The organism is Paraburkholderia elongata (assembly GCF_013177735.1).
GTDB classification, from domain to species: Bacteria; Pseudomonadota; Gammaproteobacteria; order Burkholderiales; family Burkholderiaceae; genus Paraburkholderia; species Paraburkholderia elongata.
Window position 1 is genome coordinate 1 of sequence record NZ_WOEZ01000120.1, and the last position, 26558, is coordinate 26558.

The window sequence follows — 26558 nt, forward strand, 5'->3', positions numbered from 1 at the left end:
ATTACGGCCCGGCCATCGCCAGTGGCCGCTACCAAAACGTACGCCCTGTAGTGAAGACTGTTGATATGCACGTCATTTAAAATCAATGACTTGGCATCAGCCGAGGCCGCGAATAGCGAAAGTTGGGTTAGCGGTTTGAGCCGCTTTCTTTTGCCTACTTTTCTTTGCGGCAGGCAAAGAAAAGTAGGTGCCTGCCCCGCACAGGGGCGACGCTAATAATCCAATATCAAATCAAGGAAAGGCCAAGAAACCAGATCAAGGAAAGGCCAACGCCCTAGGCATACAGACGATAAGCCCCGCGCAGGGAACAAAAAAAACCAAACCACCTGCATGTCCCATGCCAAAACAAAAAAATCGAAACTCCCATGTGATAAGTTCGTCTGACGCAGACAGACCCTCTACAATCGGAAGCGACCATCCAGCACCCAGCGCCAACCGAACCTGAAAGTCAACGCGAAAGCGAACACCGAAAGCGACCACGAAAGGAGCGACCCTGATGCAGCAGCCAGAAGCCCTCGGCGGCCTATCCCACTCGGGCGGAATCGACCACCGCGAACCCGAGCCGGACGGCGCATTCATCCCGACGGAAAACCTCAATCTCGCGAGCGCGACCCAGCACGTGCTGAAGTCTGGCGACACCTTCATCGTCAACGACCCCCTCGGCGATATCACCGGCCTCGACGACGGCCTGTTCGTCAACGACACCCGCGTCCTCTCGAGCCTGCGCCTCACCTTTGGCGGCCGCGCACCCTCGCTGCTGTCCGGCAGCGTCAGCAGCGACAACACGTCGTTCACCGCGCATCTGACCAATCGCCCCCTGCCGCCGCTCGGCGGCGACAGCACGCCGGAAGGCGTAATCCACGTCGAACGTGTGCGCGTGCTCTCGGGCACCGTGCTCAACGAAGCCATCGAACTCACCAACTACGGTACGAGCGATGCAGTCGTGCCGCTGTCGATCTCCTTCGCCAGCGACTTCCGCGACATGTTCGAAGTGCGCGGCCTCAAGCGCGACAAACAGGGCCGTGTCGAACCGGCGCGCGTCGAGAATCGCGAGGTGCTGCTCGGCTATATCGGTCTCGATGACGTGGCGCGCAATGTGCAGATCGCCTTCTCGCCGGAGCCGGACAAGCTCTTCGCCAATCGCGCGGACTACACCGTCAAGCTGCCGGCGCAAGCGTGCGTGTCGATCTATCTGTCTGTCTCGGTGCAAGTGGTCGCGCAAGCCGACAAGCCGGCCGCGGGTGTCGCACAACCCACGCACGCGGTCAGCGAAGCCCATCTGTCGCAAATCGACGCGGAGCGCCCGCGCGTCGGTCGTGCTGCCGTGCGCGCCGCATTGGTCGACGCCCACCTGGTGATGCGTGAACGGCGCCGCGTCACCGCGCGCGTGCGTTCGAGCAATCCGCTCTTCAACGCGTGGATCGACCGTTCGCTTGCCGACCTGGGTCTGCTGACTACCGATCTCGCCACCGGTCCGTATCCCTACGCCGGTATCCCGTGGTTTTCAACGCCGTTCGGCCGCGATGCGATCATCACGTCGCTGCAGACACTGTGGCTGCAACCGAATCTGGCTGCGGGCGTGCTGCGCTTTCTCGCCGAACATCAGGCGCGCGAGAATTCGCCGTTTCGTGACGCCGCGCCCGGCAAGATCATGCACGAGATGCGCAAGGGCGAAATGGCCGCCACCGGCGAAGTGCCGTTCGCGCTGTACTACGGCGGTGTCGACAGTACGCCGCTCTTCATCGTGCTGGCTGGCGCCTATGCGGCTCGCACAGGTGATTTTGCCCTGGTCGACGAGTTGTGGCCGGCGTTGGAGCGCGCGGCGCAGTGGGTCGCGGGTGTCTGCGACAAGAATCGCTACGGTCTGCTGGACTATCAGCGCGAGTCCGACGGCGGTCTCGCCAATCAAGGCTGGAAGGACAGCCACGATTCGGTCTTCCACGCCGACGGCCGTTTCCCCGACGGTCCTATCGCACTCGTCGAAGTGCAGGCGTATGCGAGTGCCGCCTTCGACACGATGGCTCACTTTTCCAAGCTGCGCGGCCTGCACGATCAGGCAAAGCAATACAGCGAGCGTGCGAAGAAAATCCGTCAATGCGTCGAAGAAAAGTACTGGATGGAAGAGTCCGGCTTCTATGGCATCGCGCTCGACGGCCACGGCGAACTCTGCCGCGTAATGGCGTCGAATGCGGGCCACTTGCTGGCCTTCGGCCTGCCCTCGCGCGAGCGTGGTGAAGCGGTGGTGCACGCGCTCGACTCCACGCTGTTCCATACCGGCTGGGGCGTGCGTACGCTAGCCGCGAGCCAGGCGCGCTTCAATCCGATGGCGTACCACAACGGCTCGGTCTGGCCGCATGACAACGCGCTCTGTGCGCGCGGCCTGTCACGCTATGGCGGCAAGGCGGCGGCCGTGCGGCTGTTGCAGGCGCTATTCCAGGCGGCGGTCAATTTCGACATGCGCCTGCCTGAGCTGTTCTGCGGTTTCCCGCGGCGACGGGGCGAACCGCCCACCGCCTATCCGGTCGCCTGTCTGCCGCAAGCCTGGGCGGCGGGCTCGCCGTTCATGATGCTCGAAGCCTGTTTGGGTATCACGATCGACGCGGAGCGGCGCGAAGTCGTGATCGAACAGCCCATGCTGCCCGAAGGCATCGACTGGCTCGAACTCGGGGATCTCAAGGTGGGCGATTCGTCGGTGTCGATCACGTTCCGGCGGATCGGCGACAAGGTGGTCGCGTCGGCGGCCGAGCAGGGCGACGTGCGAGTGGTCGCGCTTCTGTAGACGCGCACCTTCGCGAGGCATGAAGCACACTTGTGACTTGCAAACGAAACCTGTCCCACTAGCTCCGTGTAATTTGTTGAAAACAAAGAGATTGTAAAAAATGCAGGGCGAGTCTTTTGCAAATCAAGCTGGCCTAGAGCCTGCGCGGTTTCAAAAACATTTTGCAAACGAAACTTGTCCTGAGTTCGCAATCAATGTTGTCCTAGGCGCGACGGTTGAGTCGACGAATGAGCTTTTCCTCTCAGCGTTCGGGATAGGACGGTCGTCGCATCGCCGTCTTTTTATATAGCGACGCCAAAAAAAGACCGCCCAGATGGGCGGTCTGCTTGCGAAGCGCTTGCGAGCGGTGGCTTCAGGGAGCTGGCGTTCGTCAAGCCTACAATTGGTCAGCCAGGGGGCTGCTTGCTTCCTTGTTTCCATCACTGCCGTGACGACCTTTTCCCATCTTCCTGACTTCCGCCAGTTTAGATAAAACGAGCTCACAGCGGCCGTCGTTCCAAATTTTGAGTTCACCGAAGTTCAGCCGACGCCGGTGCCGAGTTTCATCAAAATCGCTCCGAGGAGGTTTCGGGCACGAGCGCCAGTGGTCAGTGAGGAGCCGGGCGGGAAAAGATGCTCGATGCGAGACCACTCGGCATCGGAAAGCTCCCAACCATCGGCACCTTCCAAGAGGCTCGCGATGGTTAGAACAGGATTGAGATGGTCCCATGGGCGTTGGCCATTGAGCCGAAACTGCTTCGGTTGATGACCCGCCCAATCAAAAGGTGATTCCAGCGGAGAGCACGAGTTGACGTTCAACGATGAGACAAAAAATTGTTTCTCATGCAGCTGGCCTCTAAACGAGAGATCTGCTTTGGCGTTTGGCAATCTGATTCAAAATGTTCCGCGGATTTTCCGATCACAGCTGCCTCGCTTGTGGTCTCGTCGCCCCTCAAGCTGTGGCCTGAGGCTGGAAATTGTCCACCCGATCAGCGGACGCGCGGTTTTGCTCGATAGACCTTGACTCCTGGCTTACCAGTGGGTAACGGCAGCTGCGCAATTCGCTCCGCCTCCGCGAGCTTGAGTCCAAGTGCCTGTAGCACGACCGTCGCAGCGCGCTCCGCAAAGTTTTGTTCACCGAGTCCAGATACCTTCTGCCGTTGGATCGCTGGTGTGACCGAGGCGGCAAAGTGCAGTTCAGCGGCGATCGCCGCGAAGATGATGCCCGTAACCGAAACGATGCACATGAATTGATCCGGGGCGACAAAGCGTTTCGCGGAAATGCCTCTTTGACTATCGCGCAGCAGTCGTTGGCCGAGACCCCAGCTAAGCGCATGCACCGAAAAACCCTCGCGGATCAGGAGTTGTCCCCACACCGGCTCGCGGCGAGCGCGCATCAACGTATGGCGCACTGACACGGCGACCACTTCGGCCGGGTCCGACAGTCCGCTGGCGAGGTGATCAAGCGTATCTGCGAATTCCTCGAACACCCACTCGACAAGCGCGGCAAAGATCCCTTCCTTCGACTCGAAGTGGTTATAGAAGGAGCCAAAACCGACGTCTGCGGCCTCGGTAATGTCGTTAATGGCCACGAAATCCGTCCCTCTTTCAGCCATCAGCCTGAGCGCGGCGTCGAGCAGGCGGGTGCGGGTCTCGCGCTTGCGGCGGGTGCCGCGCGGCTGGCGCCCTTCGGTCGCCTGAGCCTGAGCTGGCAACTTCTGCGTGCGCTGCCGGGGTGCACGGGAGTTCGGGGTACCAGGCATCACGGCTCCAAATTTCTGTATTGTCATATCGTAGATTTAATCGTCATGATTGACAATAGTATCAGTTATGGGTCTAATGTCACTGTCGCGGGAGGATCAGTGACAGCATCGACAGACGAATTGAGTAGCGACGTTGCCCGGAACCGGGCGTTGTAGCGCTGAAGACGAGTCGTCCACTGTCGTCCACTGCCGTCCACGTCCACCAGCGCCGGGCTCGGGGCGAGGACCTGTTTTACGCTCGTTCTTTAGCTGTTTCGTGTGTGTCGCGTGCGATGACGAAGTATGAAGAGTTGCAAGCGGTTTGTAGCATAAGAGGCGAGTAGGACTACTAAGTTACAGGCATGCCGAATCGAGCGCTAACGCACATGGCAAAGCATGCTGCCAGACGCACCGTGTCTTCCGATGCCTCGCCCATTTTTATTACTGGACCATCACCTGCCTTGTGAACATCGTGAAACTTTCCGGTCTTAACGCGCAGACGCTTTCGCGTCCCTTCCTGTCGGCCGCCGCCCGGCCATCCCTCCGAGGACGGCTTCTCATCGCGGCTTGCGGCGCAATCCTGCTTTCGGCGTGCCACCAGCGCGAAACGGCTCCCCCGGAGCCCAAACCCGTTGTCGCTCTCGCGATTCATCCCGACGGGCGCACCCCGAGCGCCTCGTTGCCGGCCCAGGTCGAAGCGCGGTACTCCACACCCCTTTCGTTCAGGGTGGGAGGCAAGGTCACCGAACGGACGGTTCATCTCGGCGATACCGTCAAGGCGGGGCAGACCGTTGCGCTACTCGACCCTACCGATCTGCGCAATAACCTTGTCAATGCGCGCGCGCAGTTAGACGCCGCTGAACATCGCCTCGTGTACGCCAGGCAGCAGCTCGATCGAGATAAAGCTCAGGCGCAGGCAAACCTGATTGCACCAGCGCAGATGGAGCAGACCCAGGACGCCTACGCCACGGCGCTCGCGCAGCGCGATTCGGCCGTTGCCCAAATGGCGCTCGCCACCGATCACCTGCGCTACGCCGCGCTCACGGCAGACCACGACGGAGTCATCACGTCGGAGGACGCCGACACCGGTCAGAACGTTCAGGCAGCTCAGGCCGTCTATCACCTCGACTGGACGGGGGACGTGGATATCGTCTGTGACGCCCCCGAGCGGACACTTGGTGCATTGACCGTCGGCAGCAAGGCGAGCGTGAGCCTGTCCGCGCTGCCCGGCAAGACCTTCGAGGCGCGCGTGCGCGAGGTATCGCCTGCCGCCGACCCGCAAAGCCGCACCTGGCGCGTGAAGCTTACGCTGGCTGCGCCGAGCCCCGAAGTTCGCCTCGGCATGACGGCCAATGTTGCGTTCGATGCCGTCGGCGATGCGGCCGCGGCGCGTCCGTTCGCGCTGCCTGTGACGGCGCTCTTTCACAAAGGCGAGGATCCAGCGGTGTGGGTGGTGCGCGCCGGCAGCGACACCCTCGAGCTGCGCCCTGTCAGCATCGCGCGCTACGACGAACGCACGGTCTCAGTCACCGGCGGCCTGCACGACGGCGACCGGGTCGTGATGCAAGGCGTTCACGCAGTGAGCGCAAACCAGCACGTGCAAGTAGTGGCCCCGCTGCATCCCGAGGATTTTTCGTCATGAACGCCCGCGACCCTGAAACCGCGCGCGACAGCGCGCCCGTCACCCCGTCCGACGCCGAGGCACATGGCGAAGGCGGTTTCAATCTCTCCGCCTGGGCGTTGCGCCATCAGCAGCTCGTCATCTTTCTGATCGGGCTTGCGACCCTGTTCGGCGTGATCGGTTATACGCAGCTTGCCCAGTCGGAGGACCCGCCGTTCACGTTCCGGACCATGGTGGTCAAGACTTACTGGCCGGGTGCGACTGCCCGCGAGGTGCAGGAACAGATCACGGACCGGATCGGCCGTCAGTTGCAGGCGGCGCCGTATGTCGACAACATCAAGAGTTACTCGCGGCCCGGCGAGTCGATGATCTTCTTCGCCATGAAGGACTCGGCCCCGGTCAAGGAGGTCCCCGAGACCTGGTACCAGGTGCGCAAGAAAGTGGGCGACATCGCGGCAACGCTGCCCAAGGGGACGGTTGGACCGTTTTTCAACGACGAGTTCGGTGACGTCTACACGAACATCTATGCGCTCGAAGGCGACGGCTTTACGCCTGCGCAACTGCACGACTACGCAGATCAGTTGCGCACTGTCCTGCTGCGCGTGCCCGGCGTCGCCAAGGTCGACTACTTTGGCGACCCGGACCAGCACATCTTCGTCGAAATATTGAATGCGGAGTTGACGCGGCTCTCCATCACGCCGCAGCAACTCGCCCAGGCCATCGACGCACAAAATACTGTGGCACCGGTCGGCACCGTTGCGACGGCGGACGACCGGGTGTTCGTGCGACCGAGCGGCGCGTTCAAGGACGTGCAGGCGCTCGCCGACACGCTTCTCACCGTGAACAAACGCACGTTTCGGCTCGGGGACATCGCAAAGATCACCCGCGGCTACGACGATCCGCCCGTCACCCAGATGCGCGTCGGGGGGCAGGCGGTTCTCGGCATCGGCGTCACGATGCAAAAGGGTGGCGACGTGATCAGCCTCGGCAAGGCGCTCGACGCAAAAGCCGCCGAACTCCAGGCGACCCTGCCGGCGGGGCTCAAGCTGGCTCCCATATCGAGCATGCCGCACGCGGTCAAGCACTCGGTGGATGAGTTCGTCAGGTCGGTCGGCGAAGCGGTAGCGATCGTGCTGGTCGTGAGCCTGGTTTCGCTCGGCCTGCGCACCGGCATGATCGTTGTGATCACGATTCCGATCGTGCTGGCCGTGACGACGCTGTGCATGCATGTGTTCAATATCGGGCTGGACAAGGTTTCGCTCGGCACGCTCGTGCTCGCGCTGGGGCTGCTCGTCGACGACGCGATCATTGCCGTCGAAATGATGGCCGTGAAACTCGAACAGGGCTGGAGCCGCACGCGCGCGGCGGCGTTCGCGTACACAAGCACGGCGTTCCCGATGCTGACGGGCACCCTCGTCACGGTCTCGGGCTTCCTGCCGATCGCGCTCGCGAAATCGAGCACAGGCGAATATACGCGCTCGATCTTCGAAGTGTCGGCCATTTCGCTGATCGTTTCGTGGTTCGCTGCTGTCGTGCTGGTCCCGTTGCTGGGCTATCACATGCTGCCCGAGCGCAAGGGCCACGAAAGTGGCGGGCACCACCACGAGCACGACGTTTACAACACCGGCTTCTACAAGCGCCTTTCGGGATGGGTCACGTGGTGTATCGAGCGTCGCTGGGCCGTGCTTGGCGTCACTGCCGTACTGTTCGCCATCGCGATGGCGGCCTTCACGCGCGTGCCGCAACAGTTCTTCCCGAACTCGGAACGGCCTGAGCTGCTCGTCGACCTGCGACTGCCGGAAGGCGCCTCGTTCGAGGCGACGTTGCGTGAAGCGAAGCGCCTGGAAAAGGTGCTCGACGGCAAGCCCGGGATCGAGCACTTCGTCGACTTTGTGGGCACCGGTGCACCGCGCTTTTACCTTCCGCTCGACCAGCAGCTTCAGCAGCCAAACTTCGCTCAATTCGTGATCACGGCCAAAAGCGTCGAAAACCGCGACGAGTTGATGCACTGGCTCGATGCCAAACTCGGGAGAGAGTTTTCCGGCGCGCGCACGCGTGTCGCGCGGCTCGAGAACGGCCCGCCCGTGGGTTTCCCGATCAAGTTCCGCGTGAGTGGTAACGATATTGCGACCGTGCGCTCGATTGCTGAAAAAGTCGCCGACAAGGTCCGCGCCGATTCCCGCACGCGCGATGTGCAGTTCGACTGGGACGAGCCGGCGGAACGGTCGATCTCGTTCGAGATCGACCAGAACAGGGCGCACCAGCTTGGCGTCACGTCTGAGGACGTATCGAACTTCCTGGCCATGACGCTCTCGGGGTACACGGTCACGCAGTTTCGTGAGCGGGACAAGCTGATCAACGTCGATCTGCGTGCGCCGGCGAGCGAGCGTGTCGATCCGGCGAAGCTCACGAGCCTCGCGATTCCGACGCCGAACGGCCCGGTACCGCTCGGTTCCCTCGGACACGTTCGAGACACGCTCGAGTACGGCGTGATCTGGCAGCGCGACCGGCAGCCGACGATCACAGTGCAGGCCGACATTCGGGGCGACGCGCAGGGCATCGACGTGACTCGCGATATCGAGCACGCGCTCGCGGAGCAAAAAGCCACGCTGCCGGTCGGCTACCGCATCGAGGTGGGTGGCGCGGTTGAAGAAAGCGTGAAAGGCCAGACCTCGATCAACGCCGAGATGCCGCTCATGATCATCGCCGTTCTGACCTTGCTCATGATCCAGCTGAAGAGCTTCTCGCGGACGTTTATGGTCGTGCTGACAGCGCCGCTCGGGCTGATCGGCGTCGTGGCCGCGCTGCTCCTGTTCGGCAAGCCCTTTGGTTTCGTCGCGTTGCTCGGCGTGATTGCCATGTTCGGCATCATCATGCGCAACTCCGTGATTCTGGTCGACCAGATCGATCAGGACATCGCGGCGGGGCACGCGCGCTTCGACGCGATTATCGGTGCAACGGTGAGGCGTTTCAGGCCGATCATGCTGACGGCCGCCGCCGCCGTGCTCGCCTTGATTCCGCTCCTGCGCTCAGCGTTCTTCGGGCCCATGGCGACCGCGCTAATGGGTGGCATCACGATCGCCACGGTACTGACCATTTTTTTCCTGCCGGCACTCTATGCGACGTGCTTCAGGATCCGGCGCGATGAGCGCGGCATGCAACCGGTTGTCGTCGAGCATACGGAGATTTGATCATGAAGCTTGCCTATAAGACATCCGTTCTCGCCGTGGCTACGGCGCTCGCACTGACGGCCTGCTCGTTCGGTCCCGGTGGCGAGCCCCCGGCGATGCCTTCGCCCACGCATTATGGCGTGCAGGCGCAGCCGTCCAGGACTGTCGTGGCGGATGGCGTTGCGCAGCAGTTCGACATCGGCTCGGCGGCCGCTCCTCAATGGTGGCGGCTTTACCGGTCCGACGCGCTCGATGCGCTCGTCGAGGAAGGCCTGCGCAACAGTCCGACGCTTGCGGCTACGCAGCGGACGCTCTCTGCCGCGCATGAGGAATTGCGCGCGCAGGTCGGTTCGTCCACGCTGCCTTCAGTCGACGCTGCCGCCCAGGTCGAGCGTGCGCGTTCACCGGTCGTGCCCGGCATCGGCCCCACCGAGGTACGCTATAACTTCTTCGCCGGTCAGATTCAGGCGCACTACACGTTCGATCTCTTTGGCGCGACGCGCTACGCCAATGCGGCGGCTGCCGCTCGCGTGAACGTGCAGGGGTACGAGCTGGAAGCGGCCCGGCGCGCGCTTGCCGCCAACATCGTCGGCACGGCGATCAATGTGGCGGCGCTCGATCGCCAGATCGCGCTCACCGAACGGCTCGTCGCCGTGGCGAGCGAAACTGCAAACGAGGACCAGCAACGGTACGCGCTCGGGTCCATTTCGCACGTGCAGGCGCTCAACTCGACGCAAGATGCAGATTCGATCGCGGCGAGTCTTCCGGCCATGCGCCAGCAACGCGCCTCAGCGGTCCACGCGCTGGCGGTATTGATGGGCCGTACGCCGGATGACGCACCGGCCGTTCCGGACCTCGACAGTCTGTCGTTGCCCGACCATGTGCCCGTCGTCGTGCCGTCGGACCTGCTGCGTTCGCGTCCGGACATTCAGGCAGCCGATGCCGCCGTGAAGGCCGCCGCGGCCGACGTTGGCGCTGCGACCGCGCAACTCTTTCCGAGCCTGTCACTGACGGCCTCGATGGGTCGCGGGGGCTTTAGCTGGCCCGCGATGCTCTCAGGTGCAGGCGGGCTCTGGGCGATCGGTGCGGGCCTGTCCCAGCCGCTCTTCCATGGTGGGGCGTTGTTCGCGCAACGCAGAGCCTCGATTGATACCTACGATGCGACGGTTCTGCACTACAAGTCGACAGTTCTGTCGGCGTTCCAGGATGTCGCGGATTCGCTTGCCGCACTGGACAATGACGCGCAGACGCTGGCATCTGCCGAAAGAGCGGCACAGGCAGCCCATGCGGCATTCGACGAAACGGCGTCACGCGCCCGCCTGGGTTCCCTTCCGTCAACGGCGCAGCACGCCAGCGAGCAGCGGTTTCTCAACGCACAGCTTGGCGCCGCCCGCGCCGGGAGCCAGCGTATGAGCGATACCGCCGCACTCTTCCAGGCGATGGGCGAATTGCCTGCCGATCAGCCGCACGTGACGTCAAGAGAATGACCTTGTTTCCGTAGGTCGGGGAGAGCGTCGCGATGAACCGGGTCGCTCTCCATTGGGTGAATCTGCCGGTGCCAGGTCAACCCAGACCAGTTTGTTATGCGAGATAGAGAGTAAGCCGTCGGGCGAACCAGTAGAGCGGCGCGTGCCAGGTCAGACCGACCAAACTTTGCTCATCTGGATGCACAACATTCACCAGGTTGAGCGGAGGTCCGATCCAGGAACAGATTGATGGACAAGGCCATGCGGAAAGGCCCTTTGTCTCTTCGTGTCGCGTCTCGACTTCACCCGCCTCATTCCGCGTCGACTTCCGCCTCGACCAGTGGCAACGCTCGCATTGCAATCTTCTCCGCCTCTGTGCGCTTGAGCCCGAGCGTTTGCAGAAGCGCTGCTGCCGTACGCTCGGCGAAGTGCTCTCCACTGAAGCCGAGTTCGTCGAGCAGTTCTGCCGCCGGCGCCCCCGGCGCGACAAAATTCAGCTCGGCCGCAATTGCCGCAAGCACCGTACCGCCCACCGAAAGAAAGCCGATGAAAGGGTCGGCGACCACAAAGCGCTTGGCGGCGATGCCGTTTCCGATATCCCGCAGTAGCCGCTGGCCCAGCCCGCGGCTCAGGATGCTCGCCGAAAACCCTTCACGTATCAGGAAGCGTCCCCATACGGGATCGCGCCGCGCACGCATCAGGGTATGGCGCACCGAGACGGCAATCACCTCAGCCGGGTCGGACAGGCCCCCGGTGAGGCGATCGAGCATGTCGGCGAATTCCTCGAACACGTTGTCGACGAGCGTCGCGTAGACGGCTTCTTTCGACTCGAAGTGGTTATAGAACGAGCCGAAGCCCACATCGGCGGCCTCAGTGATTTCGTTGATCGCTACGCCCTCCATGCCCTTTTCCGCCATTAGGCGGAGGGCAGCGTCGAGCAGGCGGGCACGCGTCTCGCGCTTGCGGCGCGCTCCGCGTGGCTCGCGCTCCTCGGGAACGGCGACCGGAGAAACGGGGGCCGCACGGGTGGAGCGCTTGGGCGCGGGGCGGTTTAAAGAGTTCGCCATGACGAGTTCCAGTCTTTGCTCATATCCAAGTATAGATTGAAATGTCTCTCTTGACAAAATTATCAGTAATGACTTTAATGTCAATAAGGCGCACGGTTGACGCCCGACAAACAAATAGACAGATGGAGTGACAGTGGAGACAGGAGCAATAAACACCACCGGGCCGTCCGGCCTGCAGGACCCGGTTCAGCCGTCGACGCGTGACCTGCCCGAGGCAGTAGAGGTGCTGATAGTCGGGTGTGGCCCGGTCGGTGCGGCGACCGCCAATCTGCTGGCACGGCACGGTGTGAACGTGATGGTTGTAGACAAGTCGCGTGAAGTATTCATGGCGCCCCGTGCAATCGCATTGGATAACGAGGCGCTGCGCCTCCTTCAGCTTGCGGGCGTCGGCGAGCGCGATTTCGAGACGATCGCCATACCGTACGTCCGAATGAGGTCGCCCATGCTGGGCCTGTTCGGCAGCGTGAATTCGCTGGGCAGCCTGGATGGCCATCCGAAGCTCGTCACGTTCTACCAGCCGGATCTCGAGCGGTGCCTGCGCGCCCGGCTCGAGACATATGACTGTGCGCATATTGCGCTGGGTGTCGGACTGAATGGCTTCACGGAGGAACGGGACCATGTGCTCGCGTCGCTGGACCTCGGGCACGGGCGCACTCATGGGGTCCGGGCCCGCTATATGGTCGGCGCGGACGGGGCGAGTTCGCTGGTGAGGCAACTCATCGGGCAGGAATTCAAAGGTAAGACGTTCGCCGAGGACTGGTTGATCGTCGATGCCCGCTACGTACCACGTCCGATCGATCACATCGAATTCATCTGCGATCACCGTCGGCCAATCCCGCATATGGTCGCGCCTGGCCACCGTGAACGCTGGGAATTCATGCTGCAGCCTGGCGAGCGACGCGAGGAAATGGAATCCGAGACACGCATCCGGGAGTTGCTCTCTCCATGGGGCAACGTCGAAGAGATGATCATCGAGCGCAAGGCCGTGTATCGCTTCCATGCGCGCACCGTTGACGCATTCAGCAAGGGGCGGGTGTTCCTCGCGGGCGACGCGGCCCATATCACGCCTCCATTCGTCGGGCAGGGGCTGGTAGCAGGTCTTCGGGACGCCGCCAATCTTTGCTGGAAATTGGCATGGGTGGTACACGGACGTGCTGACCCAAGGATTCTCGATACCTATGACGAGGAGCGGCGCCCCCATGCAAAGGCAATGATCAACCTCGCAAAATTCATGAGTAGGCTCGTCATGCCGCGAAGTGGCGCAGTTGCGCTGTTGACTCATGGGTTGATGCGCCTTGCGGGACTCGTGCCGCGCCTGCGCGCGCAATTTGAGGAACTGCAGATCAAGCCGAAGAACACATTTCGCAGTGGACTGTTCGTCAAGGGCCGCTCGTCGACCAGGCTTGTTCGTGGCGCGGTCATCGCGCAAGGCTGGGTGAGAGGTTCCGATGGAACCACGTGTCTGAGCGACGACGTGCTCGGGCAGGGTCTCACGCTGATCGGGTTTGGCGTGGATGCGGCGGCTGTGCTAGAGGACGCGACGGCCGCAGCGTTTGCGCGTGCCGGGGGGCGCGTTGTCCAGATTGCCCATCGGGGGCAACGGCTGCATCTTGCCCCGCTCGACAGCTGGGAAGACCTCGAAGGCGTATTTCTTCCGGGGCTCGCGCCCGTCGGGTGGGCTGCCGTAGTCCGGCCCGACAAGACGATTGTCCACGACGGTGCGGCCACCGACGTGAACCGTATCGTGCGCGAGAGTCTTGCCTTGCTGACGAACCCCGTCGGCGCGCCGGCTATGGAAGCCGAACACGCCATCCGAACCGTTTGATTTCCGTTCTGCCATGAAACTGACTACTGTACAGCCATCCCGTCACCCCGATCCCACGACGAAAGCGTCGGCATTGGCCTATCTGATATTCGACCGGCCAGATCTCGAGAAAGCCGAGCAATTTCTCAATGACTTCGGGCTCCGAACTGTATCGCGCACTGATGCGCTCGTCCTGCTGCGGGGAACGGGTGCTTCGCATTTCTGCTACGTCGTCCGAAAGGCGCCGAAATCCCGGTTCGTTGGTTTTGGGCTACGGGTCGACAGCAGGGCCGATCTTGATGCGCTTGCAAAAGTGCCTGGCGCCTCTGAGGTCGAGCGCTCGCCGTTGCCCGGCGGCGGCTATATGGTCCGGTTGACCGACCCTTCCGGCTTTCGCGTCGATGCAATATGGGGCCAGGCGCCAGCTTCGACGTTATCCCATCGGCCGCCATTGCCTTTCAACTCCGTAGATGCGGCCGTCCGGATTAACGGGACGCAGCGACCGCCCGAGTGCGCGCCCGAAGTTATCCGGCTCGGACATGTCGTGCTCGAACTCGCCGACTATCAGGAAACCTGCGCATGGTATACGCGACATTTTGGCTTCATCCCGAGCGATGTGCAGGTACTTCCCGATGGTTCGCCCGTCGTCGCGTTCATGCGGCTCGATCTCGACGACAAGCCGGCCGATCACCATACGCTTGCGCTTGCACAAGGCTTCGTGCCCACCTACAGCCATAGCGCCTACGAAGTCGTCGACGCCGACGCGGTGGGTATGGGCCAGCGCGTCCTGCGCGACAAGGGCTGGACGCACGCGTGGGGAATTGGCCGTCATATCCTGGGCAGCCAGATCTTCGACTACTGGCAGGACCCGTGGGGCGACAAGCATGAGCACTATTGCGACGGCGATCTCTTCACGGCCGATGCTCCGGCGGGTGTACACGCGGTGAGCCGCGAAGCAATGGCGCAATGGGGACCGACGATGCCGCGTAGCTTCACGAAGCCCAGATTCACGCCGGCAAGCATTGTGGCGCTCTTCAGAAACCTGCGCCGCAGCCCCGACCTGACGCTGAGCAAGCTGCGGACGCTGGCAAAGCTTTTCGCCTGAACCAACCCTTCCATAGAATCCGGAGATCTATAAATGGCACTTCACGTTCTGCATTACAGGCATCATGGCCGCGCCCAGTGGGGCGTCGTCGCTAACGGCGCTATCACGCCGGTTCCTGGCGAGTTCAAGACGACCGCGGAGTTTATCGAAGCCAATCCGGTTGAACGGCTGGCCGTGCTAAGCGATCCGATGCTTTCCGAATCGGAGGTGCAATGGTTGTCGCCCGTGACTGCCAATCAGCAGTTCATCTGCCAGGGTGCGAATTACCGGCAGCATATGATCGAGTCCGGCATGGACCCGGATGTGAAGAAATTCAACATGATCTTCACGAAGGCGACAAGCTGCATTGTTCCGGCCGACTCGCCTGTGGTGAAGCCAAACGAGGTGCAGTTCCTCGACTACGAGATCGAACTCGGTCTTGTCCTCAAACGCGATGTCACGTCCCGCCAAACTGTCACGGACGGGAACCTGCATGACTACATCGCCGGCGCCGTGATCGTCAACGACTACTCCGCGCGCGACATCCAGATTCCGCAGATGCAGTTCTACAAGGGCAAGAGCTATCGCACATTCGGCCCCGTCGGTCCTTACCTTTGCCTCTTCGAGCGGCACGATATGCCGAACCTGAAGGACCTCGATCTGACGCTGACGGTAAACGGAACCGTCCGCCAGAGCGATTCCACGGCGAATCTTGTCTACGGCCCGGCTGAGACCTTGACGGAGCTTTCGGGCGTGCACGATCTTCGCACCGGGGATCTGCTCGCGACGGGCACGCCCGCCGGTTGTGCATTGACCATTCCGTCGCCCGAAAAGCAGCGCGCCGCGGCGCAACTGCCTGAAGCGGAAAAGTGGCGCCTTTTCCTGAAGATGCAGGAGGAAAGGCCGCAGTACCTGCGAGCGGGCGACGTCGTGGAGGCACATATCGTCAGCCGCGACGGGTCGATCGACCTGGGCGTGCAACGTAACGTCGTCGTGGACGAGGCAGAATGAAAGGGATCGCAAACATGGCCGATGTCCTTGCCATCGAGGTGCAAGGGCAGCCAGCGGATCTGCCGTCTAGCACCTACGAGATGATCTGTCGGGGTGCGGCCATCAATCCGTCGGCACCCGCACTTTCGTTTTTTGCAACCGCCGACGATCACCGGGACGCTGAGTGCTGGACGTATAGTGAACTCGTGCGTGATGTCACGCGAACCGCGAACATGTTTGCCCGTCTGGGAGTGCAGCGCGACTCGGTTGTCGCATACGTTCTGCCCAACCTCCCTGAAACGCACTTTGTGGTCTGGGGTGGGGAAGCCGCCGGGATTGTCTGCGCGATCAATCCGCTGCTTGAGGGCGAAGCCATCGGCGAACTGCTCAACGCCTCAGGTGCGAGCGTGCTCGTAACCCTGGCGCCGTTTCCCGGAACCGACCTTTGGCAGAAGGTGCAAGCGGTGCTGCGCAAGGTCCCTTGCCTGCAGCATCTCGTGCTCGTGAATCCGGCCGACCGCATGCCGGGCGAAAAGGGATTCGCGGCCCGGATGCTTCAACGTGGCGAGTGTTCAAAACTGCATGGGCCTGGCGGCATTCACGGTGCCGTTCCTGCGCATGTTGGCATCCACGATTTCAGCATTGCCATCGCGAGGGAGTCCGGGATGGCGCTCAGCGGCACGCGTCGAATGAGCATCGATGATGTATCGTCCTTCTTCTGCACGGGCGGCACCACCGGACTGCCGAAGATTGCGATTCGACGGCACGGCAACGAGGTGGCCAATGCGTGGAACGCGGGTCAATTCTTCGGCGAAAGCATTGGTCCGGGGAAAACGATTTTTTGCGGGTTGCCGCTTTTCCACGTCAACGCCGTGCTAGTGACAGGTCTGCTGGCGTTCTCGCGTGGGGCCCATGTCGTGCTCGGCACACCGCAAGGTTATCGGGGCGAGGGCGTTGTAAAGCGCTTCTGGGAAATTGTCGAGCATTACCGCATCAACTTCTTCAGCGGTGTCCCGACGCTCTACGGATCGCTGCTGGACGTTCCGGTTGGCGAGCACGATATCAGCTCGCTCGAGTATGGGCTGTGCGGCGCCGCCCCCATGCCGGTCGAATTACTTCGCACTTTCCAGGATCGTACAGGAATAAGAATCCTTGAGGGCTACGGCCTCACGGAAGGTACCTGCGTTAGCAGCGTGAACCCTCCGCTTGGCGAGCGCAGGGTCGGTTCGATTGGTCTTCGTCTGCCCGGTCAGGCAATGAAAGCAGTAGTGGTCGATGAAAGTGGCCGGTATGTACGGGATTGCGTTGCGGGTGAGGTCGGCCAGCTGGTTATCTCAGGGCCAAACGTGTTTGTTGGCTATATCCGCCCGGAGCAGAACAGTGGCATCTGGATGGAAGGTGGTGACGGCGGGCGCTGGCTCAATACCGGAGATCTCGGACGCTGCGACCACGGCGGTTACTTCTGGCTCACCGGCCGGAAGAAGGAGCTGATTATCCGGGGCGGACACAACATCGACCCTGCAGTAATCGAAGAACCACTGCATCGCCATCCCGCAGTCCAGATCGCCGCAGCTGTAGGGCGCCCCGATATGCACGCGGGCGAGTTGCCGGTCGCCTATGTGCAGCTAAAGCCAGGTACAACCGCAACCGAGGCGGAATTGGCCGAGTTTCTGCGTCACGAGATCAACGAACGCGCCGCGCTGCCAAAGGGGATTCGGATTGTGGATGCGATGCCGCTGACGGGCGTCGGCAAGATCTTCAAGCCGGCGCTGAAACGCCGCGAAACGGCAGACGCCTTACGGTCGGCACTCGTGGAGGCCGGCGTCGAGGATGCAACTGTTAGCCTCATTGATGACAGCTCGCGCGGGATTTCACTCCACGTCGAACTTGCCGACCCCGCGCTCGAAGCATTGGCGACTTCCGCTCTCGGGCGCTTTCCGTTCGCATTTTCGATCTCGGCTGCTGCGAGGCCCTCACGGGCAGAGCAACCGGCGGTGATAGACCCGGCAGCGATAGATGCGCGCGGCGGGCCAACGTAACACGAGCAACGACATCAAAGGGGCGCGTTCGGTCATGGGCCCCGATCAAAGGTTAATCACCCGTACGCGCCCCGATGCCGCATTTCAAAATGCCTGACGTTATTTTTAGATTAGTACACCTTATTTGATGGTGGAGGAAAAGAGGATGATTGTTGCATCAGAAAGGTCCTTGCGTTCGCAGGTTGAAAAATGGCTCGGGCCGACTCCTTCTACGTCGGTTCGGGTTACCCGATTCGGCCGCGCGCGCTCGAATCAGAGACCCTGTGTTCGTATCGAGATACTGCTACCGACAGGCCCGGTTGGATTCTTTTTCTTCCGGCACCGCGACGGCGCGTGGTGCGTATTCCCGCCTGAGACGGAACGTCTGGCCATGCACGCTTACTAGGGTGCAGGGCGGTCGGAGTATGTGGCATGTGTAGCTGTACGAAAGGAAGAAAACAGCCAATTGAGCAGATCCAGCTGCAACAACAACGATTCGTAAAAATTTCCAGACATTGCGACAGGAGAAGAGACATGAGGAATTACAAACGCGCAATCAGTTCGGTCGGTATGGCTGCTTGCATTTGCTCGGTCGCGCTTATCGACAATGCCAATGCGCAGTCTGCCGGAAGCATAACGCTGTCGACAGGATGGCTTCACATTGCGCCACAGGGCGACGCAACGCCACTAACCGTGGAAAGCATTGGCGGAGTATCGGTGAATCGGCAGCTCGCCGGTACCGGGGCGCATGCCAGCTCAACCGACACGGTGGGAATTACCACCGAGTACTATGTCACGGACAACATTGGTATCGCCACGCTTTTGGGGCTGCCACTGAAGGTAAATCTGGTTGGTGATGGGACGCTTCAGAAGTATGGCAACCTCGGCTCGACAAGGCCCATGCCGCCCGCTATCGAACTTCGATACCACCTGTTTTCAGCCGAATCGAAATTGCGTCCGTTCGTGGGACTCGGCGTGAACTACACATGGTTCACCCAGGTTCGGACGACCAATAGCCAGTTTGTCACTGATAGCCTCGGTCCAGGCGGCTCGGCACGAGCGACCCTTAGTTCATCGTGGAATCCTGTATTCGAGGCCGGGGCAAATTACGCGATTACAAAACACTGGTCGGTCGGAACCTCTCTGGGCTACGTTCCGGTGAAGACCCACCTGAAGTTATACGGGCAGACCGCGACTGGAACACAGATCGTTTCCAAATCGACGCTCCGACTCAATCCGCTTAACGTCTTCCTAAACGTCGCCTATACGTTCTAGCGCGTACAGGTGGTCAATGCGTCAATCCAGAGATTTGAACGCTCATCGAAGACATGGACGTTATTTTTCGCTACCCGGACCTGGCTGCCGGTCTGCGACATCACGGTCGATTACGACACGTTGCGACACACGTCGCGGCAACAGGGCGCGGCGATGCAGGGTCTCTGACCCACAGTCCGGCATGACCGCGCTCGCCCGGGCCGCTCGCACGCTCGGGGAAGCGGTCAGTCATGCCACCGCTTGCGCAACAAAGTTTCTCTTTGGATCGAATAATGAAACGACAGGTCCTCAAGACCATTCTTTTTGTCTTGCCCAAGGTCCTTGACCTGACGGCACGCCGCTTTCCCGTCTATCGTGATCGCCTGAAGGAGCGCGATTTCGTGGACTGGAAGCGGTCCGAGGCGGTTTCGCCCACTTACGCGGCCCCGCAGATGGCGATCTGACCAGTAAGTTATGCCATGAAACGGGAACGCCTGACACACGCACAGCGCAAAGAGCGGACGCGTGAGCACTTATTTGAGGCTGCGCGGACGATGTTCGTCAAAAAGGGATTGGCCGCCACAAGCGTGGAGGACATCGCCGAGGCCGCCGGCTACACGCGCGGCGCGTTCTACTCGAATTTCGATGGCAAGCCGGAGCTGCTGCTTGAGTTGCTGCGCCGGGACCACGACAGCGCACGGGCCAACCTGCGGGCGATCATGGAAGAGGGCGGCACGCCCGCGGGAACGACGGCGCGCGCCATCGCATACTACAGCCGATATTTTCGTGATCAAGACTTCTTTCTGCTCTGGGTCGAAGCAAAACTACTCGCGTATCGAGACGCGGGGTTTCAGGAAAGCTTTAACGCCTTCCAGAATGAAAAGCTCGGCCAGGTTAGCGCGTACATCCGCACGTTTTCGGAGCGCAACGGCAGCTCATTGCCGCTGCAGGCGGACGCCCTCGCACTCGGCTTGGTGAGCCTGTGCGATGGTGTGCAGTTCTTCAGACTGTGCGACCCGCAGATGGTAAGCGACAAGGTTATGCAGACGGTGCTTGCCGGATTTTTTTCCTGCGTATCGCGGCGGCAGTCGGAAGAAATACCGCAGGCCGATCATCGGGCGGGCGTGCCCGAGCGAGGCCGCGGACGTCGGACGCCCACCACGGGCGCCGACAATATCCATGACTAGCGCCCAGCACGATGAATTTGAAGGTAACTGCCTGGCCGACGCACTGTACCCCGATCACCCTCGCAAAGGTCTTCAAGTCTCGTCCCGTTGGCGCCGGTAGTTGTGTACGTCAAGCTGTCAAAGGAGATTGGCCATGTATTACGACCATACGAATTCCCAAAATATCGATCACCGAAGCGGCACGAATGACCCAAGCGACGCGGGTTCGGCGTCGAACGATGTCGTCGAGGTGATTAATCCTACTCCGGCAAGGAACTGGGCATGGGCGCACCATAGCGACTTATACGACTGGATGGACTGGCATAGTCCGTTTCCTGCATCAGGCCCGTCGGAGTGACCACGGTATGGCGGCGCAAGCTATCGGCGATTGAGGGAACTCAAATCGCGTCAGTCGTCCATTGGCTACTAACTGGGAAAATCGCCGCAGACTCACGGCAGACTTCGCGAGGCAATTCATGCATAACGAATACTTTCAGATCAGCAACGAATCCGGCATCGCACATCTCCAGCTGAACCGTCCCGACCGTTTCAATACGATGGGCCTAGCCTTCTTCACCGGGTTGCGAGACGCCGTGCTGGCGCTCGATGCCGCGGGCGACACCCGTGCCCTTGTCATCAGTTCCACTGGAAAGCATTTTTCGGCCGGCATGGCGCTCGACGTCTTCACCGGCACGACGGATGCGTTTGACAACAGCAGCCCACGGGCCCGGCTGGGCTTCCAGCATGCGTTGAGAAATCTGATGGATTGCTTCGATACGCTCGATCAGGTCCGGTTTCCCGTCATCTGCGCAATTCAGGGTGGCTGCATCGGCGGAGGCCTCGATCTCGCCGTCGCCTGCGACATTCGAATTTGCACGACCGATGCATTCTTCGCACTGCAGGAAACCCAGATCGGCATGACGGCTGACCTCGGTGTGCTGCAGCGCCTCCCGAAGATCATTCCCGCCGGCGTGGCTCGCCAGATGGCCTACACCAGTGAGCGGTTGAGCGCCGAGCGTGCATTGGTAGTCGGCCTGGTGAATGCCGTGTTGCCCAATGCCGAGGCGCTGCTCCGGCACGCGATGGAGCTGGCCCGAACCATCGCGTCGAAGTCTCCGCTGGCCGTTGCTGGGTGCAAGACTGCGATTAACTTCGCGCGCGATCATAGTACGTCCGAATCTCTGCGACATATGGCCTTGCTGCAAAGCGCCATATTCGACACCCACGACCTCGCCGAGGCAATTTCCGCCTGGCATGAAGAGCGGCAGGGTCGCTTCGACGCACTGTCGCCGCTGACAACCCGCGAGACGGGCAATCCGCGGTGACAGGGAACCGCTGCAGGCCAGTCCCGCACTCGCTGGTTTGCAGCCGTCCAGCTGGGAAGATCAAACTCCGACGCGAACGTCCTATTCTGCGAGCCATCGGGGTCGCGTGTTGGGTGGAAGAGCGTACGGCCGCCGAGGTTCGGCGATTGCCTGGAGAGCGTTCGGAGAGCGCACCGCTGCGACTGCTATTTGATGATGGCTGCCTCCAACTATGCAGAATGTCCGAGCAAGCCTATGAGACATACCTTTCATTAGTCAGCGGGCTGCCAGCAGAAACGCTGGACGATGGTGAAAGCGCGGCGATTGCGATAGCTGTGCACGGCATCGGGAGCGTGGTACTTGACGACAAAAAGGCGAGACGAATTTTGTCGGAGCGGTTCACTGAGTCGCGGTGCGGTAGTTCGCTTTCTTTTTTGCTTGCAGCGGCAACACGTGCGAATTGGAGTGCGCAGGATTTGCGAGCCGCCATCACGGCAGCCCGCAACGTCGCTCGAATGGCGATTGTTCCGGAGGAGCGGCCGCTCTATGCGGAGCTGTTTACAGAGACAACGGCCGGCTAGGCCGAGGAGCGATTCTGCGAGCAAAAGTGGTATGGCCTCGGCCATTCAGTTAAGGGGGTTGCGAACATGTTCAGAACCGATGAATTCGCTTATTTCGCCTATGGCTCAAACATGTCGGTACGCCGATTGGTCGCCCGGGTGCCGTCCGCGAGGGTTGTTGTGACAGGATTCGTAAGCGGATGCAGACTCGTGTTCGACAAGGTTAGTAAGGATGGGTCGGGCAAATGCGACTGCGAGAGCACTGGGGTCGCAGGCGACAGAGTGTACGGGGTCATTTTCGGAGTGGTTTTGCATGAACGTGTAGTGCTTGACAGGTTCGAAGGCACAGGCGCGGGTTATGAACCTAAAACAGTAAAGGTTGACACAATTGCTGGTGCCTTAGACGCGCTCACATACGTTGCCACGAACAAACGTTTCGGCCTCATGCCGTATCACTGGTACAAGCAGCACGTGCTCATTGGCGCACGGGAGGCTGACCTCCCGGCCGACTACATTCGTGCTATCGAAGCCGTCGCTTCTGCTGACGACCCCGAGTACGCAAGGGCTGAGAAGGAGGCGTCTATGTACGTTTGACTTGGAAATGACGCTAGGCCAGATGTCGTTTGCAACCGCTTTTCTTCAGGCCAGCTTTGTTTGCGATGTCAGAAACTAAGTCTTTGATTTTGCAACGTTCAAATGCGGCGCAGATGCAACTCTCTCGTATTCGCTAGCCATTGTAACTATTGCAACACCCCAACAGAGGGCAGTTGCCGGGCTGTTTGTATTTGCGCTTGCGTGGCCATCGCGCAATCGAATCAACCCGTTAGCGAGGTAGGGCGACAAGCCTCTCGGAGTTGAGCCAGTTCGTTTTGCGAAAAATTGTTGGGACAGGTTAGATTGCGATAGGACAGGTATCGTTTGCGAACCACCAGCACGCTGGAAGTTCTGTTGGATGCGATGCACCGGGTGGTAACATTTGTTGTCATTCTTATCGACCGCTCGCCCGGACCATCGCATGCCAGACAGTTTTGACCAGCTCGCCGCCCTGATTCGGGCGCGCTTCTCCGAACTGAGTCCGCAGTTCCAGATGGGAGCCGGGTTCCTGCTCGATCATCCCGACGAAGTCGCGGTCTCGTCGATGCGCAAAGTGGCCGAGCGGGCGCAGGTGCAACCGGCCTCGCTGGTGCGCCTGTCGCAACAATTGGGTTTTCCCGGCTGGAACGAACTACGCAACCTGTTCGTCGCGCGCGTGCGCACGCGGCCCGAACCGCTCACCAGCCGCGCCCGTTCGCTCGTTAAATCGAAAGATGCGCTGGCCAACGACCTGCTGGTCGCGCAACAACACAATCTCGAAGTCACTGCCGCGCATAACGGCCGCGTGATCGTGGAAGCGGCGCGTGTGTTGCGGCGCGCACCGCATGTGCATGTCGCAGGCTTTCGCTCCTGTTATGCCGTGGCGTTCGGCCTTGTCTACGGCTACCGGCTGTTCCGCCCGTCGGTGTCGCTGCTCAACGGAGAAGCCGGCACGCTCGAGATGCAACTGCGCACGGTCGAACGCGACAGCGCCACTATCGTCATCAGTTTCGCGCCGTATTCAGTCGAAGCGGCGCGCGTGGCAGAAGCCGCGCTGGAAAAGGGCAGCAAGCTGATCGCGATCACGGACAGCGCGGTCTCGCCGATCGCGTTGAACGCCGACAAGGTGCTGATCTTTTCGCACGAAAGCCCGTCGTTCTTTCCTTCGCTGGTGGCAGCCACGGCGATTTCTGAATTGCTGGTTGCGCATCTGCTCGCGCTGGAAGGGGCGGGCGCTGTCGAGCAACTCGGCATTGCCGAGCAATCGCTGCATGACAAGGGCGCGTACGTGCCTTGATGTTCTTCGTTTGAGCCAGGCAAATATCTGCCGCGGAGCAGAGCTGCTCCGTTTGCTTCATCGTCACACCGTTTGACAACAAATGTTGTTTGGAAGTATAAATGTGTACCGATTGTTGAATAGGTGTGAGTCGTGGCGTCGAAGCAGGATTTGAGTCTTTTTCAGGTAGGCGGTGAGCCGTATGACATCGGCTACCGGCTGGGTGAACTCGCCAGACCGGTATTCGCCGAATACATGGAGCAAAGCAGCGCGTGGCGTGCAGTTCGGCGCTGGCGCGGCGATTCGTTCGTGCAGCAACTGCGCGCTGCGGCCGAGGCACATTTCCCGGCGCTGCTGGTCGAGCTCGACGGCATGGCCGCAGGACTGGGTTGGCCAGCGGAAGACATCTTTTTGTGGAATTGCCGCGGCGAGTTGATTCACAACGCGCCGGACGGTTGCACGACTTTGGCCGCCGTCGGCGGCAACGCGCGTTTCATTGCTCACAATGAAGACGGCGATCCCTTTCTGCGCGAGCGTTGCGCGCTGGTCGAGGTTCGACCTGCCGGCAAGCCCGGCTTCGTAAGCTTCTATTACCCTGGATCGTTGCCGGGTCACACCTTCGCGGCCAATCGCGCCGGTCTCGTGCAAGCCATCAACAATCTGCGCATTCGCGTACCCGCAGCCGGCGTGCCGCGGATGATTCTCGCGCGCGCGGTGCTCGACGCGGCCTCGCTCGACGAAGCGCTGCACATCATGCGCGACACACCGGCGGCGAGCGGTTTTCATCACACGCTCGGTTGTGCGGGCGACGAGCGACTTCTGAGCGTCGAAGCAAGTGCAAAGCGACGTTCCGTGCAAACGGTGTCCACTATCGCTGGTCACGCGAACCACCTGATTCATTCCGGTTGCGAAGCCGAGGCGCAAATCGTCACCGATTCTTCGCGTGACCGGCGGGCGCGCGTCGAGTATTTGCTGAGCACGCTCGCCGGTCCAACCACTCCCGCCACATTGCTAAACGTGTTGCAGGATCGCGCGCCTGCAGGCCTGCCGATCTATCGCGACGATCCGCTCGATCCCGACGACGAGAACACGCTCGCTACGGCGCTCTTCGAAATCGGCACCGACGGTGTCTCGCTGAAAGTTTATCGAGAGGGACAACGCGCGCTCGACACCGTCATCGCAGGCGTGCCGCCCGCACAGCCTCGCGCCTGAGCGGCCGCCGCCAATCGAAAGGAAAGGGAAAACCATGTCCACCGTATTCCATCGCTCGCCGAAGCAGTCACTGCCGGTGGCTGTCGCCGGCGACGGCATCGAAATCATCGATTCCACCGGCAAGCGCTATATCGATGCCTCGGGCGGCGCAGCCGTCTCGTGTCTCGGCCACAGCAATCAGCGCGTGATCGACGCGATCAAGCGTCAGGCGCAGCAATTGCCGTATGCGCATACGTCGTTCTTCACGACCCAGGTCGCGGAAGAACTCGCCGACCGTCTGGTGGCGAGCGCACCGCAAGGGCTCGAACACGTGTACTTCGTGTCGGGCGGCTCGGAAGCGATCGAGGCGGCGCTGAAACTGGCGCGGCAATATTTCGTCGAGAAGGGCGAGTTGCAACGCCGTCACTTCATCGCGCGGCGCCAGAGCTATCACGGCAATACGCTAGGAGCGCTCGCGATTGGCGGCAATGCGTGGCGGCGCGAGCCGTTTCTGCCGATCCTGATCGAAGCGCATCACGTGAGCCCGTGTTACGCGTATCGCGAGCAGCGCGCCGACGAAACCGAAGAGCAGTTCGCGCAGCGTCTTGCGGACGAACTCGAACAGAAGATTCTTGAACTCGGCGCCGACACGGTGGCAGCATTCGTCGCCGAAACGGTGGTGGGCGCAACGGCCGGCGCCGTGCCGCCGGTGCGCGAGTATTTCCGCAAGATCCGCGCGGTGTGCGATCGCTATGGCGTGCTGCTGATCCTCGACGAAATCATGTCCGGCATGGGCCGCACGGGCTACCTGTACGCGTGTGAGGAAGACGGCATCGCGCCGGACCTGCTGACCATCGCCAAGGGGCTCGGCGCCGGCTATCAGCCGATCGGCGCGACGCTGGTGAGCGACCGGATTTATCAGACGATCGTCGGCGGCTCGGGTTTCTTTCAGCACGGGCATACCTATATCGGCAACGCCACCGCCTGCGCCGCGGCGCTCGAAGTGCAACGCGTGATTGCCGACGACCATCTGCTGCCGAATGTGCAGGCGCGCGGCGAGCAGTTGCGTGGCCGGCTGCGCGAGCACTATGCACAGCATCCGCATATCGGCGACGTCCGTGGACGAGGTCTCTTTGTCGGCGTCGAACTGGTGCAGGACCGCGTCACCAAGGCGCCGTTCGACGCGAAGCTGAAACTGCACGCGGCGATCCGGCGCGAGGCGTTCGCGCGTGGCTTGATGGTGTATCCGATGGGCGGCACGGTCGACGGCAAGGTCGGCGATCATGTGCTGCTGGCGCCGCCGTTTATCTGCACCGCGCGCGACATCGACGAGATCGTTAATCGTCTGACCGATGCGATCGACGGCGCGCTGACCGCCATCTGAGACCCAGCCCTTTCAAGGTCTTGATCAAGATGTTTCGCCTTTGGCGCGTTTAAGCAGGCGGGCGGTACTGTGATGGGCACGGGCTACCGCGCCTTCGACATAGGGTGCGGGTTTGCGGGTCTTGGGGCCA

Annotated in this window: 21 protein-coding genes; 18 read left to right on the forward strand and 3 right to left on the reverse strand. The window is 61.3% G+C overall.

What is annotated here, in order from left to right; all coding sequences use genetic code 11:
- Positions 1-496: 496 nt before the first annotated feature.
- A complete protein-coding gene (locus GNZ13_RS22475) occupies positions 497-2779 on the forward strand; it encodes an amylo-alpha-1,6-glucosidase (RefSeq protein WP_172168177.1) in 2283 nt (760 codons plus the stop codon).
- 519 nt (positions 2780-3298) lie between these two features.
- Here the strand turns inward: GNZ13_RS22475 and GNZ13_RS22480 are convergent.
- Both GNZ13_RS22480 and GNZ13_RS22485 read right to left on the reverse strand, forming a co-directional pair.
- Positions 3299-3646, reverse strand: a complete 348-nt coding sequence (locus GNZ13_RS22480; RefSeq protein ID WP_172168179.1) for a hypothetical protein — start codon at positions 3644-3646, stop codon at positions 3299-3301.
- A 101-nt stretch (positions 3647-3747) separates the two neighbouring features.
- A complete protein-coding gene (locus tag GNZ13_RS22485; protein WP_172168181.1) occupies positions 3748-4521 on the reverse strand; it encodes a TetR/AcrR family transcriptional regulator in 774 nt (257 codons plus the stop codon).
- A 496-nt stretch (positions 4522-5017) separates the two neighbouring features.
- On the opposite strand from GNZ13_RS22485, the gene GNZ13_RS22490 reads away from it, so the two are divergent.
- Genes GNZ13_RS22490 through GNZ13_RS22500 form a run of 3 tightly spaced genes read left to right on the forward strand, consistent with a single transcriptional unit; the run spans position 5018 to position 10778 of the window.
- On the forward strand, positions 5018-6142 hold the full coding sequence (locus tag GNZ13_RS22490; RefSeq protein WP_216674976.1) for an efflux RND transporter periplasmic adaptor subunit: 1125 nt from the start codon (positions 5018-5020) through the stop codon (positions 6140-6142).
- Positions 6139-9312, forward strand: a complete 3174-nt coding sequence (locus GNZ13_RS22495) for an efflux RND transporter permease subunit (protein WP_172168185.1) — start codon at positions 6139-6141, stop codon at positions 9310-9312. Before GNZ13_RS22490 ends, GNZ13_RS22495 begins: the two co-directional genes overlap by 4 nt.
- Before the next feature lie 2 nt (positions 9313-9314).
- On the forward strand, positions 9315-10778 hold the full coding sequence (locus GNZ13_RS22500) for an efflux transporter outer membrane subunit (protein WP_172168187.1): 1464 nt from the start codon (positions 9315-9317) through the stop codon (positions 10776-10778).
- Positions 10779-11068: 290 nt separating this feature from the next.
- On the opposite strand, the gene GNZ13_RS22505 is transcribed toward GNZ13_RS22500, so the two are convergent.
- Positions 11069-11824, reverse strand: a complete 756-nt coding sequence (locus GNZ13_RS22505) for a TetR/AcrR family transcriptional regulator (RefSeq protein ID WP_172168189.1) — start codon at positions 11822-11824, stop codon at positions 11069-11071.
- Positions 11825-11972: 148 nt separating this feature from the next.
- Here GNZ13_RS22505 and GNZ13_RS22510 point away from each other — a divergent pair, with 148 nt between their 5' ends.
- The 14 genes from GNZ13_RS22510 (at position 11973) to GNZ13_RS22575 (ending at position 26428) form a co-directional block, all read left to right on the forward strand.
- Positions 11973-13649, forward strand: coding sequence for a bifunctional 3-(3-hydroxy-phenyl)propionate/3-hydroxycinnamic acid hydroxylase (locus GNZ13_RS22510; protein WP_172168206.1), 1677 nt, complete (start codon positions 11973-11975; stop codon positions 13647-13649).
- Positions 13650-13662: 13 nt separating this feature from the next.
- Positions 13663-14733 carry a VOC family protein gene (locus tag GNZ13_RS22515; protein WP_172168190.1) on the forward strand — a complete coding sequence of 357 codons (1071 nt, stop codon included), beginning with the start codon at positions 13663-13665 and terminating at the stop codon, positions 14731-14733.
- Positions 14734-14766: 33 nt separating this feature from the next.
- Positions 14767-15723, forward strand: a complete 957-nt coding sequence (locus GNZ13_RS22520) for a fumarylacetoacetate hydrolase family protein (protein ID WP_172168191.1) — start codon at positions 14767-14769, stop codon at positions 15721-15723.
- The gene (locus GNZ13_RS22525) at positions 15720-17741 is read left to right on the forward strand and encodes an acyl-CoA synthetase (protein ID WP_172168192.1); all 2022 of its coding nucleotides are present in this window, start codon (positions 15720-15722) and stop codon (positions 17739-17741) included. The genes GNZ13_RS22520 and GNZ13_RS22525 overlap by 4 nt, the downstream gene beginning before the upstream one ends.
- Before the next feature lie 513 nt (positions 17742-18254).
- The gene (locus tag GNZ13_RS22530) at positions 18255-18995 is read left to right on the forward strand and encodes an OmpW/AlkL family protein (protein ID WP_172168193.1); all 741 of its coding nucleotides are present in this window, start codon (positions 18255-18257) and stop codon (positions 18993-18995) included.
- 272 nt (positions 18996-19267) lie between these two features.
- Positions 19268-19438, forward strand: a complete 171-nt coding sequence (locus GNZ13_RS22535; protein WP_172168194.1) for a hypothetical protein — start codon at positions 19268-19270, stop codon at positions 19436-19438.
- 15 nt (positions 19439-19453) lie between these two features.
- Positions 19454-20161, forward strand: a complete 708-nt coding sequence (locus GNZ13_RS22540; protein WP_172168195.1) for a TetR/AcrR family transcriptional regulator — start codon at positions 19454-19456, stop codon at positions 20159-20161.
- Positions 20162-20294: 133 nt separating this feature from the next.
- Positions 20295-20498 carry a hypothetical protein gene (locus tag GNZ13_RS22545; RefSeq protein WP_172168196.1) on the forward strand — a complete coding sequence of 68 codons (204 nt, stop codon included), beginning with the start codon at positions 20295-20297 and terminating at the stop codon, positions 20496-20498.
- Between the two features lie 118 nt (positions 20499-20616).
- Positions 20617-21465, forward strand: coding sequence for an enoyl-CoA hydratase-related protein (locus GNZ13_RS22550; protein WP_172168198.1), 849 nt, complete (start codon positions 20617-20619; stop codon positions 21463-21465).
- Between the two features lie 218 nt (positions 21466-21683).
- Positions 21684-22025 (forward strand): hypothetical protein, encoded by a 342-nt coding sequence (locus GNZ13_RS52575; RefSeq protein ID WP_236002135.1) that lies wholly within the window; start codon positions 21684-21686, stop codon positions 22023-22025.
- Positions 22026-22091: 66 nt separating this feature from the next.
- Entirely contained in the window at positions 22092-22598 is a 507-nt protein-coding gene (locus GNZ13_RS22560; protein ID WP_172168200.1) for a gamma-glutamylcyclotransferase family protein, read from the forward strand.
- Positions 22599-23019: 421 nt separating this feature from the next.
- The gene (locus GNZ13_RS22565) at positions 23020-23874 is read left to right on the forward strand and encodes a MurR/RpiR family transcriptional regulator (protein WP_172168202.1); all 855 of its coding nucleotides are present in this window, start codon (positions 23020-23022) and stop codon (positions 23872-23874) included.
- Between the two features lie 132 nt (positions 23875-24006).
- Positions 24007-25065, forward strand: coding sequence for a C45 family peptidase (locus GNZ13_RS22570; RefSeq protein ID WP_328807273.1), 1059 nt, complete (start codon positions 24007-24009; stop codon positions 25063-25065).
- 34 nt (positions 25066-25099) lie between these two features.
- Positions 25100-26428 (forward strand): aspartate aminotransferase family protein, encoded by a 1329-nt coding sequence (locus tag GNZ13_RS22575; RefSeq protein ID WP_172168204.1) that lies wholly within the window; start codon positions 25100-25102, stop codon positions 26426-26428.
- Positions 26429-26558 lie beyond the last annotated feature (130 nt).